The following is an 18,619-nucleotide window of genomic DNA, read 5'->3' as shown; positions in this document are numbered from 1 at the left end:
GGATCCTTAGTTTTAACATAATCAAAAATATCACTATAGGCTATTTATCTCATCGTAGGAGTATTACATTGTCATTGTCGTCTCATTGAGGCCAGTCATCCTTGATTGTTGATCCCCCACATACTGGGTAATGTTAAATACTTGTCACAATCAACACCAACATGTAACGGGTATCACTTGATCCCGACTAAGAATTAGGTTAGGTATTTATCCCAAAATAAAAAGAGGTATTCTGGAGTTGAGAAAAAAGTAGTCGCAAGACTAGCTAGTACGATAAATATTACTAAAATTTGAACGCTGGAGATGGTTTTCGTATGGCAATTAGATAATTTTTTGTAGATTGGTAGCTTAGGCTATGCTTGAAATAGTACTCTCAGATAACGGGTTAACGTATTTTATATTATTGGATTTATTCGAATCTGGTTACTACGAATAGATAAAAAGTTACCGAAGAGTCATCATCCGGTAACTAAAGCCCCAAATGGAAATTTCAAATTTATGTGGAAATACTCTTGGAGTGTTTTTTAATTTTTAATACAGTATATACTTTTCACATATTGAGAAGGTACACGAATATACCAATCTGTGGAAGGTAATATGACTATCCGGCTAAACCCATTACCCTCATCACTCGCATTACATAGCGTGTTAATATATACATAGTCTAATGCTATGCGCCGCTTTTCTTGAGTGCTTTCGAATAATGACTTACTTCCTAATATATAAATCACGAATAAGATCGCTATAAATATATACCTTATTGTCCTGTTTTTAACTTGAGAAATACACAGGGTAAAGAGAAGAATAGATAAAATATTAATTCCCATAAAGTAACGGTCAGGATATGTTGAACTATAATTATTAAGCAGCCCAGTTATTCCAGATCTTCCTGCAGTTGTTGCTACACAATATATTATTAGCGTCGAGGCAATCATTGCAATTGCAAGACGAATGTTTTTTTCTGATTTTACAAAGATAAATACTACAAACGCAGCATATACTACAGAAAAAGCTATTGATATAGTATCATTTAGTTTCCCATAGAAGGGAAAGATAAATGGATACAATATTGATCTGGCAGTTATCATTTCTATCAGATTATCAGCGTTATAGAACCCCATTACACCACCACTTCCATTCATTCTTGGGGCTATAATCAGAAATAATACAAGGAGAGATATAAGAAGTGGTAACATGCCAATAATAAATTTGTTTTTATTATCGACACTAAATAGTTTAGCAACTAAGTAGACACCCGTAATAGCAAAGTTTACTGGATTAGTAGCAGCCATAAGAAATATTACTACGTCTAATGCAGTTCTTTTTAGAACAGATTTAGATTCAGAACGGAATAAATGAAAGCAAACAGAAAGCACTGGCATGTAAAATCCAACCTGTACAAGTGTTCCTATTGATTCTGCTTGTGATAACCCTAGCGGTATAAATAAAGACATCAAAAAAGCAAGAAAAGCGATTGATGAGTTTGAGTATTTCCTTGCTGTTATATAGACAACAATAGAGGTGAAAGAATAGAATGAATATGATATACATGCAATAAAAAAAGGAAGTAGTAGCAATTCGCTACCACTAAAAAAACTGCTTAGATATGAAGCTATAAATAAGAAAAATATATTGAAAAATACAAAATAGTCGGGCCTTGCATGAATGAAAGTATGCATCCATCCATTTGATAATGCAGACCCAATCCATATGCCATCCTCTGCATAAATAGTCGGGGTGATAATCGGTTGTGGAAATCTAAAAAAAAACACAATAAATCCAACGATAAAAAGTAAAATAATAAACCTAAGCGATAATTTATTACTGGTCATTCTTCTAAATCCTTTAAACATACCAATTAGAAAAAATATATTTAACTAAATAAATTGATTGGCTTACATAAAACACTTAGATAATCAATCAACAACTTCCCACTATCTAATAATTACCTATATGACGCTATATGTTTTCATTTTTCATAGTTATTTCTCAATGGGGTAGACTATAATACTTATTGGTAAATATGTCTAAATTTCTTGATACGGTTTGTTTATCAGTCACAGCTTTGTTCTCTGTTGGCACAATTCCTCGTTATAGTTCAGTCTACTTGAGCGGTTAAGGAAAGCTTTGGTATGGTGGTGTAGAGTTAACCACAGCATAGGTGAGAGAGATAAAAAACAGTTTATTACCCATAAAACTCTGAAGACAAAAGAGGGATTGGCTCTCATCAATGGCACGCGGTTGATGACTGAAATTAGCACAATTACAGTTGTTAGATTGGAAAAACACTTAAAGTAGGATTGGCTGGAATTCCTATGGCGATTGAATCATTGCAAGCTTTCGATGAACATTTTGATCCTGTATTCAAGAAATAAAAACCATCTGGGACAAAAGCAATTGCCGCCATATTACGTAAACGCCTGAAAGGATCCCGAGGGTGGTCTACTTTTCAGCTGAAGCTGCTGAGTTGTATCACGCAGTTCGTCGCTTCACCCCGGTACTTGATAAAGATCGCCCTCTGGATGAAGACATTATTCGTCTATCAAACGCAATTATTTCCGATGAATTACCGTTACCAGAAATTGTGTTGAATTAATGCCTTAACATCTAACTCTGAGGTATATCATGTTCTTAAAAAGTCTACGCGAACAAATAAATCTTCTTAAAAGGCAGGGTGATTTAAGGATAATAAACCGTCCAGTTGATAGCTATCTGGAAGCGGCCGCAATAATTCGACGCAGCACGGAAACCAAAGCGCCAGTCCCATTAATGACAAATATAAAAGGTTATCCTGGTTGCTCAATTGTGGGGGGGCTCGCAGCACTGTCATCTAATCCTGAATATCCGCTCTCACGAGTGGCGATGTCATTGGGGTTATCAACAACAGCAAGTGCACAGTCTATTGTTCAATATCTGATTGATGGATTAAAGAAAACGCCTTATTTACCCGTAGAAATAGACAGTAACTCTGCACCTTGTAAGCAAAATATCTTACGCGGCGAGGATGCCTCATTAGCGCACTTTCCTATACCTCAGGTTCATCAACATGATGGTAACCGCTACGTAAATACCTGGGGTGTTTTTATTGTTGAATCACCCGATGGTCAGTGGTGTAACTGGTCAATACAACGAGTGCAATATCTTAATGACCGGCAGATGATTGCACTGGTTTTTCCCAGCCAGCATATTTCTGATATATGGGAAGAGTGGGTGAAAATTGGTAAACCTATGCCTTATGCATTGGTTCAGGGATGTGAGCCAATTGTTCCGTATATTGCTGGATTACCTCTTCTTGAACGTAATGTTAATGAGGCAGAATATATTGGTGCGCTCTATGGCAAGGGGATTGAGGTTGTTAAATGTGAAACCCACGATTTAAGAGTACCCGCCAGCTCCGAAGTAGTTATTGAGGGTTATTTTGCTATTACCCGCGAAGGTGTTGAAGGACCGTTCGGTGAATTTGCCGGGTACATCCCGAATGAAAACTCTCTGCAACCTATTCTTTCCATTACAGCTATCAGTTGGCAAGATGACCCCATCTGGCCAGTCGTGGCTGAAGGTAAACCGGTTGATGAATATCACACTTGTTCAGGAATAGGTGATGCAGCCGCTATTCAAAATGTATTATTGACAGCGAATTTGCCCGTGTCTTTTGTTTGGGTACCACTATATTCCGCTTGTCACTTAATGATTGTTTCTATTAACCGTCATTGGCGTCAGACTCATCCAGATTTGACCAGCGAACAATTAACTAAAAAGGTGGGAGATGTTATTCATCAAACACGAAATAGTATCAAATTACCCAAAATTGTTGTGCTGGATGATGATGTTGACCCCGCGGATACCGAGTCCCTACTTTGGGCGTTAGCAACGCGTATACATCCTGAGAGAAAACGCTATTTCTATGAAAGTTGTATTTTACCATTATTGAGTTGTTATTCTGAGGAAGAGCGTCATAACCGCAAGGGGAAGCGCGTTATTATCGATGCACTGCTACCGGAAAATCATGGGGCTATTAGCTCATTCGATTATGCTTATCCCGATGATATTAAACAGCGGGTATTGATGCATTGGGAGACTGATTTTAGTCATGACTAATAGTGTTGTTGGCTGGTAATAATAAAAAGTCCCACTCAATCTAAGTGGGACTTTTAGTTTATTAGTTTTTCGCGGTCTGGCCGGCGGTATTGGTATTTTGGCCCTGGCTTACAGGGTAGGTGCCTTGGTAGCTGTCATGGTCACCGATATTTGCCATTGAAACTGTTGGTGCCAAGATTGCTGCGATGAGGGCGAGTGCGGCGATAGTTGTTTTCATAATAAATTCTCTTCTGTTGGTTCAGGGGAAAGCTGATTGCTTTCGATAGAAGAAATGTTACTCCGATCACATAATTTGAATATCGAAGAGAATTGCTGGTATTAGTCAAAAAATATGAACAATCTTTATCTGCATCCTCATGCTGTGACAACCCAGCCTGATTAGGCCATTGCTCTGATACGTGGCAGAATATAAAAAAACAATGACAGCTGTTTCACCTGAGATGACAAAGACCTATATATGGATCGCTCCCGTTTACTGAAGTTTCTGCTACCTTATTTGTGGCCTAAAAATAGCCGCAAACTGCGCTATTACCTGATTGCTGCCGTCATATTTATGGTGGTTTCCAAGGTCAGCACGACACTGGTTCCGCTCGCCTATAAGGCTATGGTCGATACATTAAGCAGCGAAAGCGCCAAGATGATGGCGATTCCTCTTGGTTTTATTGTCGCTTATGGGGTCGCGAGAATTAGTGCTTCTTTATTTGAAGAACTGCGTAATGTCATGTTTATACATATCAGCCAGAATGCAACTCGATTACTTGGCCTGCGAGTATTTAAACAATTACATGAGCTCAGTTTACGCTTTCATCTTGATCGGCAAACGGGAGGGTTATCGTTATCTATCGAACGTGGAACACAAGCCGTAGCGACAGTTCTTTCACGTATATTGTTCTCTATATTCCCCATTTTATTTGAGATAACACTGGTCTCTTTGATCATGTGGCATCTGTTAGATGGTTGGTTTGCCGTCGCTATTTTAGTCACTGTGGCGTGTTATATCCTGTTTACCGTGGTGGCGGTCAGCTGGCGAACGCGTTTTCGTCGGGAGTTAAATAAGGCCAATGCGGATGCCAATACAAAATCTATCGACAGCTTGATAAATTATGAAACGGTAAAATATTTTGGTAATGAAGAGTTTGAAGCTGAGCGTTTCAATACCTCGCGTCAACTCTATGAATATGCAGCGATAAAAAATCAGTTCAGTTATACAGCATTAAGTCTCGGGCAAACCGCAATTATCTCAATAGGGTTGGTTGTGATGATGTCTATGGCGGCGAAAGGCATCACGCAAGGCCATATGACCATCGGCGATTTCGTTCTGGTTAATGCCTATCTTCTCCAGTTATATCAGCCGCTCAATTTCTTTGGGTTTATTTACTCCGAAATCAGGCAGGCACTAATTGATATGGAGAATATGCTCGATTTGTTGATGGTTAAGAAAGAAATTACAGATCGTCCTAATGCGCCAGCTTTGCATCTTACCAAAGGTGAAGTACGTTTTGACTCAGTGAGTTTCGGTTATGATCCGCGCAGACCTATTTTAAATAAAGTGAGTTTTACTATTCCCGCAGGTAAAACGGTGGCGGTTGTCGGCGCATCAGGTGCAGGTAAATCGACACTCTCTCGCTTACTGTTTCGTTTTTATGATGTCACTGATGGCGCGGTTTATATTGATGGTCAAGATATTCGCAATGTGACCCAAGCGAGTCTGCGTGAAGCTATTGGTATTGTCCCTCAGGATACCGTGTTATTTAACGATACGCTGCGTTATAACATTGCTTATGGTAGAACCTCTTCAAGCTTTGAAGAGATTGAGCGCGCAGCAAAACTCGCACATATTCATAATTTTATCATTAGTCTGCCAGATGGTTATGATACTCGGGTCGGAGAACGTGGGCTTAAGTTGTCCGGCGGTGAGAAACAACGAGTGGCAATTGCGCGCACTATCCTTAAAAATCCGGCTATTTTAGTTTTTGATGAAGCGACGAGCGCATTAGATACTCATACTGAACGCGAGATTCAGTCCCATCTGCGGGAAGTCAGCCGAGATCACACCACATTGGTTATTGCTCACCGTTTATCAACCATCATTGATGCCGATGAGATTATTGTGATGGAAGCCGGCGAGATCGTAGAGCGTGGGCGGCATGAGACATTATTGCTTAAGAATGGGCGATACTCAGCCATGTGGCAAAATCAGTACCATGAAGAGGAACAACTCGCTTTGTAACACACTGTTGCATTATGAGTATTTAGGGCGGTTTGGTTCTTCCGCCCTAAGCTCCGGTAAAGTGAGTGTAAGCAAATACTGCCAAGGCTATGGCAATCATTATCATCGTTGTCTTTCGCATTTAAGTTCTGCTCTCGTTATACATTGTTAGTGTTTGGTTGCTGCCCAAGAAGATAACGGAAAACCAGCGAAAAAACATCGATCAACTGCAAACATCGATCAACTGCACAATACTCCAATGTCATCTAAACCTAATTGAATTGATAACGGCGCCAGCACTGGCGTTCACTATGACAAATGATCCTTGTAAGTTGATCCATATCACGGTTTTATGATAATTATTTGTGTTATTTTGGAGGGCGTGCTAGGCCGCATGAGGGGGTTAAAATGTCAGCACTTGAGAAGCTTGTTTCTGCCTATTGCCATACCAGCCTGGACTTTGTGGCATCCACGGTTGCGTTTATGGAAAACCAAAAAAAGAAGATTAATGTTGATGAGATTGAAGCCAAATTTTCACCGGAGGAACGCGATTTCTTTCGGGAAAGATTAACTCATTATAGGGATATTTATCGGCCACTGTAAATGGAGCGGCCAATACATCAATATTTAGTTATGCTAAGTAAGCCGCCAGAGAGCGGCTTACTCTATATTGCTATCACTCAGTGCAAAAACCAAGATGAATATTCTCAGGATTTCTTGGTGGCAAGAATCACACTTGATGCTTTAAATAACGCAGTGACCTCACTCCCTACAGATAATGCCATCTCTTCCAGACTTTCATTAGTAATCACCGAAATAAGCACCAATCCATTAACGGTAACGACATGAACAGTAGAGTTTACGGCACCTTTTGTGACGGTTTGGACTTTACCGGTAAATTGGTTACGGGCAGAGAAATTTAAACCGCAATCCAGAGAAGCTAAAATAACCCAAGGCGCTTTTATTAGGGCGACAGCCGGTTTACCTACTGTTAATCCTAATGCTTTGCAGCTGGTTTTGGTAATAACAGTCGTTAGCTTTTCCCCGCCCTCTAAAGTCAGGACGACTTCATCATTGACTGAACCTTCAATAATGGCATGGACTGTTCCAGCTAACTGATTTCGTGCGGAGATAGACATCGGATTTCCTCATGGTCATGTCAGATTGAAGTTGAGCCAGATAAGGCCCTTACTCGACACCCCATTTGACCAAATACACCTGTAGGAGTACAGGTATGACTCATATCGAGCACATAAAAAAATGCACATGTGCTGGTCGTCACAATATTCCCGCTATTTTTTACCAAACCCTCGAGGTGCCTGCTCAAAAAACGGTCAATTAAGCTAAGATCAATAGAGGCAATGCACTGACCGTGGAGCCTGTTATGTACCATCGGATAGAGGGAAGTGAATACCGCCGTATCTTTATTGTCGGAGATATTCATGGCTGCTATAAAAAATTGATGGATGCTCTGGATCGTGTCCAATTTGAGCGTGCGACTGATTTAGTGGTTTCAGTGGGGGATCTCGCTGATCGTGGTTCACAGAATCTTGAATGTTATGAACTGCTTAATGCGTATTGGTTTCGTGCTGTCCGTGGCAATCATGAGCAAATGGCCATTGATGTACTAGCTGGAGGGGAGTTTGATACCTGGATTGCAAATGGCGGGCGGTGGTTTTTCTCTCTGGAGGAGGGCAAGAAACATCAGGCCGAGCAGTTGATTAAACTGGCGGAAAAACTGCCGTTAGTCATTGAGGTCAATACTGATAGCGGAAAATATGTTATCGCCCATGCTGATTATCCTTCCGATGAATATGTTTACGGCAAGCCTGTTAGTGAACAATTGGTGGTATGGAATCGTAAACGTCTGAATGCGGCGATGAAGGGGGAAAGTAATGAGATTACTGGGGCAGATAAATTTATTTTCGGTCACACCCCCTTGGTAAAACCGTCATTATTTAAAAACCAGCTTTATATTGATACAGGGGCAGTATTTGGTAATACACTGACTTTGATTCAAATTCAGTAGAGAGATATGTCGTTGTCATTTATTAGTCTTATTCCTGCAATAAAAATGCCTCGTTAGCTGAATACACTCGCATTTCCGATATTAAGTCCCAAAGAGGATACCACCATGTTATTTTCCCTGCTGTTATCAGCGCGGGCGGTTGCTGCACGCTGGTTGTTACCTCAATACGGCATCTATAATGCCGTTCAACATGATATTTATCCCCCTTCACTTTATAGCGATTGCGCTATTGATTGGCACTAACCATGAGCCAACCCAATATGTTGCAAACTGCGGGCATTTCATTGTCCGGGATATCTCATTCCTTTGCCCACCATCAGGTGCTCAATAACGTCAATTTAGACGTGCCACAAGGTACGGTTTTGGCGTTGTTAGGCCCTTCTGGTTGCGGGAAAAGTACCTTACTAAAACTCTTAGCCGGCTTGCTACAACCCTCTGCGGGTGAAATTCATTTTGGTCAGCAACGAATAGCAGGTGAGAACTTTAATCTGCCTCCTGAGCAACGTGGGTTGGGAATGGTATTTCAGGATTATGCACTGTGGCCGCATATGACCGTGGCGCAAAATGTTGGCTTTCCCCTACAGATGCGCGGAGTGCGCGGTGAACTCAAACAGGCACGCATCGATGCTGCATTGGCACGTGTCGGGTTGGCTGATTTTGCTCGTCGTCGCCCGTCTGAACTTTCTGGGGGACAACAACAGCGGGTGGCATTAGCCCGGGCCATTGTTGCCGAGCCACAAGTGCTGCTGTTTGATGAGCCGCTATCCAACCTGGATCGTGAATTACGTGAGTCTTTGAGCCAAGAGATGCGGGTGCTACTGCGCCAACTGGGTACCACGGCGGTCTATGTCACTCATGATCATGCTGAGGCCACCGTGTTAGCGCACCGTATAGCTCGGCTATCTAAGGGCCAGATTGTTGATATTTCAGTACTTTAATAACCTATGGGATAAATGGAATGAGCACAAAACTGATTAACGTAAAGAGAACAGGAGTGATAGTGGGTATGGCGCTTTCTTTGACCATGGCGGCAGGCAGTGCTCAGGCGCTGACACTGTATACCGCAGGGCCGGGGACTCTGGCAAAAAAACTGGCTGCGGGTTATGAAAAACAAAGCGGCGTAAAAGTTGATATTTTTCAGGCGACTACTGGCAAAGTTATGGCACGACTGGAAGCGGAGCAAGCCAATCCTCGTGCTGATATCCTGATTTCAGCTTCATGGGATACGGCAACCGATTTGCAGCAGCGTGGTTGGTTGCTCAATTATGAAAGCCCGAATGCTGCACAAGTGCCGGCGCAGTTTAAAACACCTTACTATGTCGCTCAGGGTATTTCCGCATTGGGCATTGTATGGAATAGCAAAAGTGGGACGCCGGAGCCCCATGAATGGCAAGATCTTGCTCAACCAGTGTTTAAAGACAAAGTCACTACGCCAGACCCTGCGCTGTCAGGGGCTTCCCTCGATTTATTGATTGGACTACAGAATGCTCAAGGTGAAAAAGCCTGGCAACTGTTTGAACAACTTAAGGCCAATGGCATGATCATTGCTGGGCCGAATGCGCAAGCGCTGACGCCAGTATTGCAAGGGGCTAAAGCAGCTGTATTTGGTGCAGTAGATTATGTCGCTTACAGCAGTGTTGAAAGCGGGGAGTCAATTAAAGTGATTTTCCCAGCCAGCGGCACGGTTATTGCGCCACGACCAATGATGATTCTGAAAAGTACGCCACAACCTGAGCAGGCAAAAGCTTTCATCGACTATGTTTTATCGCCAGAAGGACAGCAGGCGGTGGCGGACGCATGGTTGATGCCCGCCAGACAAGATGTCGAGGCTAAGCGACCCCTGTTCAAATCGCTGACATTACTGCCGGAAGGGGATGGTGCTTCAGCTTCCCGTACGGCGGTATTATCGCGTTTTGCCACGCTATTTGGTCAGCGCTAATCTCAGGGATATCGCGCGTGCCTTTACCGGTGCGCGCAGGAGTATGGGATGAAAAAATTCTCTTTACTGCCATTGGTGACCTTGGCGGCGTTACTATTATTGGTTGCGATACCGGTCTTTTTTGTGGTGCTTCAGGCGGTTTTTCCTCAATTGGAAAAAGGTTTATTCAGCGCACCTTTCAGTGCTTTTTATCTACTATTCAATCAGTCAGGGTTAGGGGCGCTACTGAGCGGCACCTTGCAAGTCGGGCTTGGTGTTGCTGTGGGCAGTGCCATTATCGGGATCCCATTAGGTGCATTGCGAGGGCTATTCTCCTTGCCTCTGGCGCGCGTTTGGGATCTGTTATTTTTGGTGCCATTTCTTATCCCTCCCTATATTGCGGCTCTGTCATGGATGCTGGCGCTACAACCTCAGGGGTATATGGAACAGCTATTCTCACTGCACTTGAGTGAATGGCTGTTTTCTCTGCCCGGTATTATTGGGGTGATGACGCTGAATATTTTCCCGGTGGTTTATTTCGCCGTTTCGCGCAGTATGGCAGCCAGCGGTCATCGACTTGCTGAGGTTGCCAGAGTGCACGGCGCAGGGCCGTGGCAGGCTTTTGCGCGAGTGACATTGCCATTGGCACTTCCTGCAATGGCGGCCAGCTTACTATTGGCATTCACTCTGGCGATTGAGGAATATGGCGTACCGGCGGCGTTAGGTAGCCGCTCGGGTGTCAGAGTCATGACTTCGGGCATTGAACAGCGGCTGGCGGACTGGCCGATTGATTTGCCGGGAGCGGCGGTATTGTCACTGTTGTTAGTGGCTATTGCATTGACGGCATTTACTCTGCAACGTGCCATTGTCCGTGGGCGCAATGTGGAAACAACAACCGGCAAACCGGCTCCCGTAATTGAACGGCATCTGGGGGGCTGGCGGTGGCCGGTACTCTTTCTGTTTGCCGGTACGGCATTGATCACTGTGGGGCTGCCGGTAGCATCGATGCTAGCAACCGCCTTCTCTCGCACGCTTTCCGGTGGCCTGTCTCTCAGCAATCTCACCGTTCAGCATTTTTCTGGGTTATTGGGTGGGGAAAGTGAGGGTTTATCCGCACTGACTACCAGTATCTCGCTGGCGTTGGGCAGTGCCATATTGACCGGAGTGATAGGTTTTCTTGCCGCTTGGTTGGTGGTGGGGCGACGAGTTCGTGGGGCGACAGCCATTGATGCTTTATCACTGCTGCCCGCAGCAGTACCGGGGATAGTAATTGGCGTGGGGCTAATTTTGGCTTGGAACCACAGCTTCTGGCCCATTAGCCCATACAATAGCTGGGTTATCTTGTTAATGGCGTACAGTTGCCTGTTACTGCCTTATCCGGTGCGCTATGTTGGCGCGGCACTAGCACAAATTGGTGGGAATCTAGAGTCGGCGGCGAGAGTCCATGGGGCTACGGCATTTAATGCTTTGCGCTGCATTGTTCTGCCATTGATATTCCCAAGCTTAATGGCATCAATGATGCTGGTATTTGCTGTGGCGGCGCGGGAGTTAGTCACCTCTCTATTGCTGTCACCGGCGGGTGTCCAGACCGTATCAATCTTTGTCTGGCGTCAGTTTGAGCAAGGTTCGGTCGGTGATGGAATGGCCATGGCCAGTGTTACGGTATTTTTTAGCCTGACTATCATGTTACTGGCTTTACGTTTGAATCAACGCCACTTGCGATGAGTTTTCTCTCTATCTAAAACCACGTCCTGATAATACGACCCGCGCTCACTGGGGGCGGGTCGTATCAATCAAAATGATATAAAGCGCGACGTGTACTTATTGAGTAACAGAATTCGTGATAACAATACTGATGCCGCGAATACGGAGAACAGCAGAGTGAACCTCAGTGTGACATCGGATAAGTTATATGCGCTGGAGATAAAGTAGAAAATACCATCATGCAGAATATAGACCCCGATCATCGATGGGCTGATATAGGCTAACGTTTTTCTTATCCATTCGTGTTTTGTATTAAAGTTATCAAATATGACAAATAAACATAAACTCAGGATTAAAACGTGTAAATTATCGAGAAAGTAGCCTGCATTCACTGTTTTATACACATGTATCGACATAAAACTTTCATAGTAATACATGGAAATGGCTGTCGGGATAAGGAGCACTTTGGCGGCAAGACGTACTCTTGGCAATTTAGTTATTCTTTGGCAAACCCTCGAACATAGGAATCTGCCCGCTATATAATAGAAAACCCAAGTCCATAATCTAAAGTATTGTGGAAAATCAATCAGATATGGCCTTTCACTGAATGCACTAATCAAGTCGATAGAAATAGAAAATATAACCAAGCAGGAGAGGGTTATTATTGCCGTTCTGTTACTTTTTAACACCTTAGAGATTATTGGGTTAATGAGATAAATAATGGCAATGCTGAATAACAGCCAACTCTGCAAGAAATATCCACGTTTGAAACCATCTTCATTGATAAAGAAGAAAAGCACGTTCCAGAAGATAATAATGCTTATTATCGACTTTAGTTTTCTTAGGATATCTTGTTGATCTATTTCATCATTTGAGTCGATATAACCGATAATCATGAAGAATAGTGGAGTCGCGATGATCGACAAAAAGTACAAAACGCTCATCACTTCGCCGCCTAAAAAACACTGTTCAGTACAGGTTTTACTGGCTGAATAAAAAGTAACAGCAGAAAAACAGCTCAACGTTTTGAGAGCATGTAAACCAACGTTTCTCATAAAGTAGTCTGACTTAGAATAAGGTTAGATGAGATATACAGCTTCATAGGGCGTAGGCTTTGCATCTGAACCTTCCTATTTAGGCTACTAATTTCTATATATTTTTACATATAATCTCAATGCTGTCACGTTTGAGAAACTTAATTATAAATAAATCGTCAGGAAAGATGTCTGACAGAAAAAGACGTTTCCTACACTCCTAGGTGTTGACATCCTATATATCTCCTCTCCCCCCTGTGGTCTACTAAAATAAGGATATATCTAGTCTATCTTTCTAATTTTTAATGATATTTCATTTAATCACATGTAGACGTGAGTTAACAATTCATAGAGTGCTGAAGCACTAACGGGTGTGGCCAATATGATAAGTTGCATGATAGTTGATAACGATAAATATCAAACACTAGGTATGGTATCTATCGTAAAAAAGATATTTACATCGTTAGGATTTAAAAAGGAGATTAAATTCTATCGGAAGGCATTTTATTCGGCAGATATCATTTTTATTGGTGTAGATGAGTTCAGCTTTTTTGAAGCATTAAAACGTTTGGATAAAGCTCCTTCAGAAGCAGATGTTTTTTTGATTTGCGATGCCAGATTGAATAGCTTTTTGCAGGGCATCCCACGATTCAGTAATGTCACTATGATCTTTAGAGAAGACTCAGTCGATACTGCAACGAATAAGATCACTGCGGTGCTTAAACGTAGGCTTCGTGGGATTAAAGATAATTTAACTGAGCGCAAAGTCACTAAGGTGTTGAGTCTACCGTCCTCGGATAGACAATATTTAACACCAAATGAAAATATTGTATTGAAGTTGTTTAATGAAGGTTTTTCGGGCGGAGATATCGCCAGAATTTTGAAGAAGAGTGAAAAAACAGTCAGTGGGCAAAAACGGTCTGCGATGAAGAAATTGGGTGCCCGTACTGACGTTGAGTTAATTAAAATGTTTATGTTCAAATAGTTAATACAAAAAACGGACTGAATTTTTGGTTAGTTTTATCGTCAACACCAGAGAATACCAAAGGGATTTTCTTGTGCTAGCGGGCAGGGATGCCAGCATCAGTCTCCCGGGGGAGGGCCCCGGGCAGCCCCAGCGTTATGTCATTTGGGGCTGTTGATGGGGGATACTCTGCAACTGCTTCAGTAAAAAAGCATCAGTATTAAATACTTTTCAACTTCGCCACCGTAGCGTCGATATCAACTTCATGCTCAGAAAATGTATAAGTTACATTTTGGAATGTAGTAATCGACAGCATTTTTAATGGCACGGTCTTCTCTGAAATATCTTCTTCCTGCGGCCGGATTTTATTCATCAGTAAATTTACTGAGAGGACGGTATTGGCTTTATCAACCTCAGCCTGTGCAGGAACTTCTTTGGTGAAAGTATTAAATGACTTAATGCTGGTGAGTTTGATTCTCTCATTGGCAATGAATATATACTTGCTCTCAATGGCCACTTTTACCGCATATGCAGACAATCCTTTGGTATTGGTTGTCGGTTCGAAAGTCACTTCCGCACCTTTTTTGATCATCTCGGGATTAGCAACTTTAATAACGTGAAAATAACGGTTATCTCCGTTCTCATCGGTGATAAACCCAAAACCTTTATCTTCAAAAAAAGTTGTTATTCTACCGTTCATCATGCATCTCATATTAGCGAATCCAATGGGTAAGTATAATACAGGTGAATCGCTTTCAGATACAGTCTGGTGGTTTTGTCGCGTCTTTTAGACCTAGTTAAGGTGAGTTGTAAAAGCAAGAAATATGGATTTCTGTGCTATAAATTGAGCAGAAAAGGCGACTTTTTCACTTTTTCTCTGTTTTTTGTGATCTCTGCCGTGGACAAAAAACGGTTCTATTGCTGTACTGTATTTGACACACATTTTGTGTCCAACATTCACGTAAAGGTAAGTTTGATGTCTAAGATTAAAGGTAGCGTTAAGTGGTTCAATGAAGCTAAAGGCTTTGGTTTCATCACCCCAGAAGATGGCAGCAAGGACGTTTTCGTTCATTTCTCAGCCATCGCTAGCAACGGTTTCAAAACTCTTGCTGAAGGCCAGCGTGTAGAATTTGAAATCACGACTGGTGCTAAAGGGCCATCTGCTGCTAATGTTATCGCTATCTAAGTAGCCCATATCTCTTAAAACCCGCCTCAATAGGCGGGTTTTTTATTTATGGCATTGAATTGGCACAAGAAAGAATGTTTGTTAAAAGAGATATTCTTTTAAGAAAATGAAGGTGATAGACAGGCAAAAAATCACTGTTATCCATTCAACCCGAGTCTTGGGTACACTAAACATAGAATCTATCCAGCGCATCAGTCACCCCAATGGCTAACTGTTCTTTGCTGAATAATTATCCGGCCCGAAGATTAAGAAAACATTAAGAGGGTGACCGCCAGTGAGGAATATTTTCCCCTCAAGATAGGTGCCTGAATCAATGTTATTAACACTCTGAGTAATAGATGGTTTATTGACTCGCGAATTTATTGGCTAGCAATAGAGTTGACCAACATAAAAGCCAGCATAGTCATGGCGAGTGAACCGGCTAAATTAAGTAAGACAGTCCCAGCTGCCCAGGCTAATTTCCCATCCTGTATTAAATAGACCACTTCAACTGAGAAAGTGGAAAACGTGGTTAGGCCACCACAAAACCCAGTGGTAATCAGTAATTTCCAAACGGGGTCAATATGGGTCATTCGGGTAAATAGGGCTAATGCCAAGCCGATAATAAAGGCACCCGCCAAGTTTACGATAAGTGTCCCCACCGGGATATTGCTTGATAGACTGTTTAGCTTCATGCTGACTAGCCAGCGGGCAACGCTACCCACACCGCCACCAATAAATACTGCAAGTAATGTATTAAACATAAATACCTATTCTTATGGGTATCCTTGTGCGAATACCTTGTTCAACTCGCTAATTCAATACGGTTACGGCCATTATCTTTTGCCAAATACAGTGCGGAATCAGCGGCTTTTAGCCATTGCTGATAGTTAATCATGTCGTGCCGGTAGTCGGCAATACCGGCGCTAACTTTGAGTTGTAAAGGGGGGGCTTGGGCAAAGGCTAAACCGGCCAGTTTTTCCTGGATTCTGGTAAGGACTTCTCTGGTTTGCTCCGCCGTCGTATTGGGCAAAATAGCCCCGAACTCATCACCCCCATAGCGGCCAACAATATCGATGGCTCGCAGCCCCAGCAATAGCTCTTCGGCAAGGACAGTAATAGCCTCATCACCGACAGCATGACCAAAGGTATCATTAATCGATTTGAAGTTATCAATATCAAGTAAAATCAGTGTGGCACCGTGTTGGTAGCGCCGACAGCTGTCAAATTGATTATGTAGCTGATGTTCCCAATGTCTGCGGTTATACAGCCCGGTCAATCCATCTCTTACACTGATGCGCAGTAACTCTTCTTTATTTTCGGCCAGACGTTTTGCGGTTCGATAGGTGACTAATCCGAGCAGGGAAGGGTAGATAATAATCATTGGCAGGCACGCATAAACTTGGATGGGTGATGTTTCGGGCCTAAAGGGTAAATTAAATATCCATGCGGTCAGTAAACTACAGGCGATTTGTAATGCCAGCCCTTTGTAGAAAACATTTTTTCCACCCGAGGCAATATTGTTCATACTCATCATGGAGAGAATAACAATCGATGGTAGGGCATTGAATGACATTATTGCGACCCAAACGCCGCCTAGCGCTGAGTCTATTTTCATATTAATTATTTCTTGCTCAAACGGCTGTTCAGAGCGCAGGGCCAGAAGGAATGCAATATGTGGCCAGATGAGCCCATTGATGGCCAGCGCAATCCATAGCCACAATGAAGCATTTTCCGTGTACAACACTGAGCCGACACAAAACATGCCAATACCTAAGCCAAATGCTCGCGGTAAATAGGTTCTTTTAGCAAAACTTAACCCGGATCGGCGGGTATTTATTCTACTTGAATAAGGCAATTGGCGGTTCCCTCGTTTTTTCTGCTTTAGGGGGATGTTAACGGCAATGTCTCATCCGGAATGAGTCAAAAATAAGTAAGTACAGACTCTTGAGTAAATCATAGTTCACTAACGAAATCTGTTACATATTACTGTTGTTTTAATCAATAATTTATTCGTAAATAGTCCATGATTTAATGAACAGTGCTAACCAAGAAGGTATATATGGAAGGTCTCAGTATTACCAAATTACTGGTAGTCGGCATATTGATTGTGTTGTTGTTTGGCACCAGCAAGCTGCGGACGCTGGGTGCAGATTTAGGCGCTGCTCTTAAAGGCTTCAAAAAGGCCATGGGCAATGATGATGCACCTGCGGCAACGACAACGGCTGAATCTAAAGCAGCAACAGAAGCCAAAACCACACCGCCTATTGAGCATAAGGACTGATTGTATCTACGAGTTTTAGCCGGTATTTAGGCGACTTCGCAAGATTAGTCATCTATTAGCTCCAGCATTATCAGCGATCCGATAATGGCTGATAACAAAAAAACGGATCTCCAATGGAAATCCGTTTTTGCCTTTCTGCTGCCTAAGGTGTAATAAAATATTTCAGTCAACCAGGTCTGAACATCAGCTCAGACCCTATAGGCTTATTTGACTTCTAACCCTTTAGCTTGCAGGTCAGCATGGTAAGAAGAACGAACAAATGGGCCGCAAGCTGCGTGGGTGAAGCCCATCGCCATTGCTTCAGCTTTCATCTCGTCAAACTCAGCCGGGCTAACATAGCGCTGTACCGGTAAATGGTGGCGGCTAGGTTGTAAATATTGCCCCAGTGTCAACATGGTTACCCCGTGACGGCGCAAATCACGCATCACCTCAACGATTTCTGCATTGGTCTCACCCAAACCTACCATCAAACCAGACTTGGTCGGAATATCAGGGTGAGCTTCTTTAAAGCGCTCTAATAATTTAAGCGACCACTCATAGTTAGCGCCAGGGCGAACCTGACGATATACCCGAGGAACGTTTTCCAGATTGTGGTTAAACACATCCGGTGGTGTGACAGTCAAAATATCCAGTGCGCGATCCATACGACCACGGAAATCGGGCACCAAGGTTTCAATTTTAATGGTTGGATTCTTGGCGCGGATTGCTGAAATACAATCGGCGAAATGCTGCGCACCGCCATCACGGAGATCATCACGGTCAACCGAGGTGATCACCACATAGCGTAATCCCATATCCTTGATGGTCTGAGCCAGTTTCTCTGGTTCATTGGCATCAGGGGTCACTGGGCGGCCATGGGCGACGTCGCAGAATGGGCAGCGGCGAGTACAAATAGCGCCGAGGATCATAAAGGTGGCGGTACCGTGGTTAAAGCACTCCGACAGGTTAGGGCAGGATGCCTCTTCGCAAACCGAGTGCAGACCGTTTTTACGCATTGCTGCCTTGATCCCCTGAATACGGCTGGAGTCAGCAGGGAGTTTGATTTTCATCCATTCGGGTTTACGTAGCAGCTCCTGACGTTCGGTAACCACGGTTTTAATCGGGATTAACGCCATTTTATCTGCGTCGCGGTATTTGACGCCGCGTTCCATCTGAATCGGTTTACTCATAATCGTGCTGGTTCCAGTTCTGAATCTCTCAATTTGAGATTTTTC

At 43.0% G+C, this 18,619-nt stretch carries 20 protein-coding genes; 12 read left to right on the top strand and 8 right to left on the bottom strand.

Features of this window, described 5'->3' with window-relative positions:
* Window positions 1-524 precede the first annotated feature (524 nt).
* On the bottom strand, window positions 525-1,832 hold the full coding sequence (locus N0H69_RS19115) for a hypothetical protein (RefSeq protein ID WP_050151470.1): 1,308 nt from the start codon (window positions 1,830-1,832) through the stop codon (window positions 525-527).
* Window positions 1,833-2,437: 605 nt separating this feature from the next.
* On the opposite strand from N0H69_RS19115, the gene N0H69_RS19110 reads away from it, so the two are divergent.
* Both N0H69_RS19110 and N0H69_RS19105 read left to right on the top strand, forming a co-directional pair.
* The gene (locus tag N0H69_RS19110) at window positions 2,438-2,596 is read left to right on the top strand and encodes a hypothetical protein (RefSeq protein ID WP_155412596.1); all 159 of its coding nucleotides are present in this window, start codon (window positions 2,438-2,440) and stop codon (window positions 2,594-2,596) included.
* Between the two features lie 29 nt (window positions 2,597-2,625).
* Window positions 2,626-4,098: a UbiD family decarboxylase gene (locus N0H69_RS19105; protein ID WP_050108772.1), complete on the top strand. Its 1,473-nt coding sequence runs from the start codon at window positions 2,626-2,628 to the stop codon at window positions 4,096-4,098.
* A 61-nt stretch (window positions 4,099-4,159) separates the two neighbouring features.
* Here N0H69_RS19105 and N0H69_RS19100 read toward each other — a convergent pair whose 3' ends face one another.
* The gene (locus N0H69_RS19100) at window positions 4,160-4,315 is read right to left on the bottom strand and encodes a hypothetical protein (protein WP_172665437.1); all 156 of its coding nucleotides are present in this window, start codon (window positions 4,313-4,315) and stop codon (window positions 4,160-4,162) included.
* Between the two features lie 240 nt (window positions 4,316-4,555).
* Between N0H69_RS19100 and N0H69_RS19095 the strand changes: the two genes are divergently transcribed.
* Together N0H69_RS19095 and N0H69_RS19090 are read left to right on the top strand one after the other, a co-directional pair.
* Window positions 4,556-6,328: an ABCB family ABC transporter ATP-binding protein/permease gene (locus tag N0H69_RS19095; protein ID WP_050151468.1), complete on the top strand. Its 1,773-nt coding sequence runs from the start codon at window positions 4,556-4,558 to the stop codon at window positions 6,326-6,328.
* A gap of 387 nt (window positions 6,329-6,715) precedes the next feature.
* Window positions 6,716-6,910 (top strand): glycogen synthase, encoded by a 195-nt coding sequence (locus N0H69_RS19090; protein ID WP_050108766.1) that lies wholly within the window; start codon window positions 6,716-6,718, stop codon window positions 6,908-6,910.
* A gap of 104 nt (window positions 6,911-7,014) precedes the next feature.
* Here N0H69_RS19090 and N0H69_RS19085 read toward each other — a convergent pair whose 3' ends face one another.
* Window positions 7,015-7,446, bottom strand: a complete 432-nt coding sequence (locus tag N0H69_RS19085; RefSeq protein WP_050122473.1) for a TOBE domain-containing protein — start codon at window positions 7,444-7,446, stop codon at window positions 7,015-7,017.
* A gap of 245 nt (window positions 7,447-7,691) precedes the next feature.
* Here N0H69_RS19085 and N0H69_RS19080 point away from each other — a divergent pair, with 245 nt between their 5' ends.
* From N0H69_RS19080 to N0H69_RS19060, 5 genes are all read left to right on the top strand, one after another.
* Window positions 7,692-8,336 (top strand): metallophosphoesterase, encoded by a 645-nt coding sequence (locus N0H69_RS19080; protein ID WP_050108762.1) that lies wholly within the window; start codon window positions 7,692-7,694, stop codon window positions 8,334-8,336.
* A gap of 105 nt (window positions 8,337-8,441) precedes the next feature.
* On the top strand, window positions 8,442-8,579 hold the full coding sequence (locus N0H69_RS19075; protein WP_155412595.1) for a hypothetical protein: 138 nt from the start codon (window positions 8,442-8,444) through the stop codon (window positions 8,577-8,579).
* Between the two features lie 17 nt (window positions 8,580-8,596).
* Window positions 8,597-9,274 (top strand): ABC transporter ATP-binding protein, encoded by a 678-nt coding sequence (locus N0H69_RS19070; RefSeq protein WP_050108995.1) that lies wholly within the window; start codon window positions 8,597-8,599, stop codon window positions 9,272-9,274.
* Between the two features lie 68 nt (window positions 9,275-9,342).
* A complete protein-coding gene (locus tag N0H69_RS19065) occupies window positions 9,343-10,275 on the top strand; it encodes an ABC transporter substrate-binding protein (RefSeq protein ID WP_172665439.1) in 933 nt (310 codons plus the stop codon).
* A gap of 48 nt (window positions 10,276-10,323) precedes the next feature.
* Entirely contained in the window at window positions 10,324-11,979 is a 1,656-nt protein-coding gene (locus tag N0H69_RS19060; RefSeq protein WP_050133421.1) for an ABC transporter permease, read from the top strand.
* A gap of 68 nt (window positions 11,980-12,047) precedes the next feature.
* On the opposite strand, the gene N0H69_RS19055 is transcribed toward N0H69_RS19060, so the two are convergent.
* Entirely contained in the window at window positions 12,048-13,013 is a 966-nt protein-coding gene (locus N0H69_RS19055; protein WP_050108757.1) for an acyltransferase family protein, read from the bottom strand.
* Window positions 13,014-13,386: 373 nt separating this feature from the next.
* Here N0H69_RS19055 and N0H69_RS19050 point away from each other — a divergent pair, with 373 nt between their 5' ends.
* Window positions 13,387-13,977 (top strand): helix-turn-helix transcriptional regulator, encoded by a 591-nt coding sequence (locus N0H69_RS19050; protein WP_050108756.1) that lies wholly within the window; start codon window positions 13,387-13,389, stop codon window positions 13,975-13,977.
* Between the two features lie 199 nt (window positions 13,978-14,176).
* Here N0H69_RS19050 and N0H69_RS19045 read toward each other — a convergent pair whose 3' ends face one another.
* Window positions 14,177-14,656 (bottom strand): cold shock domain-containing protein, encoded by a 480-nt coding sequence (locus N0H69_RS19045; protein ID WP_050108754.1) that lies wholly within the window; start codon window positions 14,654-14,656, stop codon window positions 14,177-14,179.
* 276 nt (window positions 14,657-14,932) lie between these two features.
* Between N0H69_RS19045 and cspE the strand changes: the two genes are divergently transcribed.
* Window positions 14,933-15,142 carry a transcription antiterminator/RNA stability regulator CspE gene (gene cspE, locus N0H69_RS19040; protein ID WP_004712236.1) on the top strand — a complete coding sequence of 70 codons (210 nt, stop codon included), beginning with the start codon at window positions 14,933-14,935 and terminating at the stop codon, window positions 15,140-15,142.
* Between the two features lie 359 nt (window positions 15,143-15,501).
* On the opposite strand, the gene crcB is transcribed toward cspE, so the two are convergent.
* Window positions 15,502-15,885 (bottom strand): fluoride efflux transporter CrcB, encoded by a 384-nt coding sequence (crcB, locus tag N0H69_RS19035; RefSeq protein ID WP_050122468.1) that lies wholly within the window; start codon window positions 15,883-15,885, stop codon window positions 15,502-15,504.
* Window positions 15,886-15,926: 41 nt separating this feature from the next.
* Entirely contained in the window at window positions 15,927-16,979 is a 1,053-nt protein-coding gene (locus tag N0H69_RS19030; protein ID WP_050108751.1) for a diguanylate cyclase, read from the bottom strand.
* Window positions 16,980-17,183: 204 nt separating this feature from the next.
* On the opposite strand from N0H69_RS19030, the gene tatA reads away from it, so the two are divergent.
* Window positions 17,184-17,405, top strand: a complete 222-nt coding sequence (gene tatA / locus N0H69_RS19025) for a Sec-independent protein translocase subunit TatA (protein ID WP_050108748.1) — start codon at window positions 17,184-17,186, stop codon at window positions 17,403-17,405.
* 203 nt (window positions 17,406-17,608) lie between these two features.
* Here the strand turns inward: tatA and lipA are convergent, their stop codons facing one another.
* On the bottom strand, window positions 17,609-18,574 hold the full coding sequence (gene lipA / locus N0H69_RS19020) for a lipoyl synthase (RefSeq protein ID WP_004712243.1): 966 nt from the start codon (window positions 18,572-18,574) through the stop codon (window positions 17,609-17,611).
* Window positions 18,575-18,619 lie beyond the last annotated feature (45 nt).

Origin of the sequence: Yersinia alsatica (genome assembly GCF_025133195.1) — a bacterium.
Lineage (GTDB): Bacteria > Pseudomonadota > Gammaproteobacteria > Enterobacterales > Enterobacteriaceae > Yersinia > Yersinia alsatica.
This window is presented reverse-complemented; position numbering and strand designations above follow the sequence as displayed.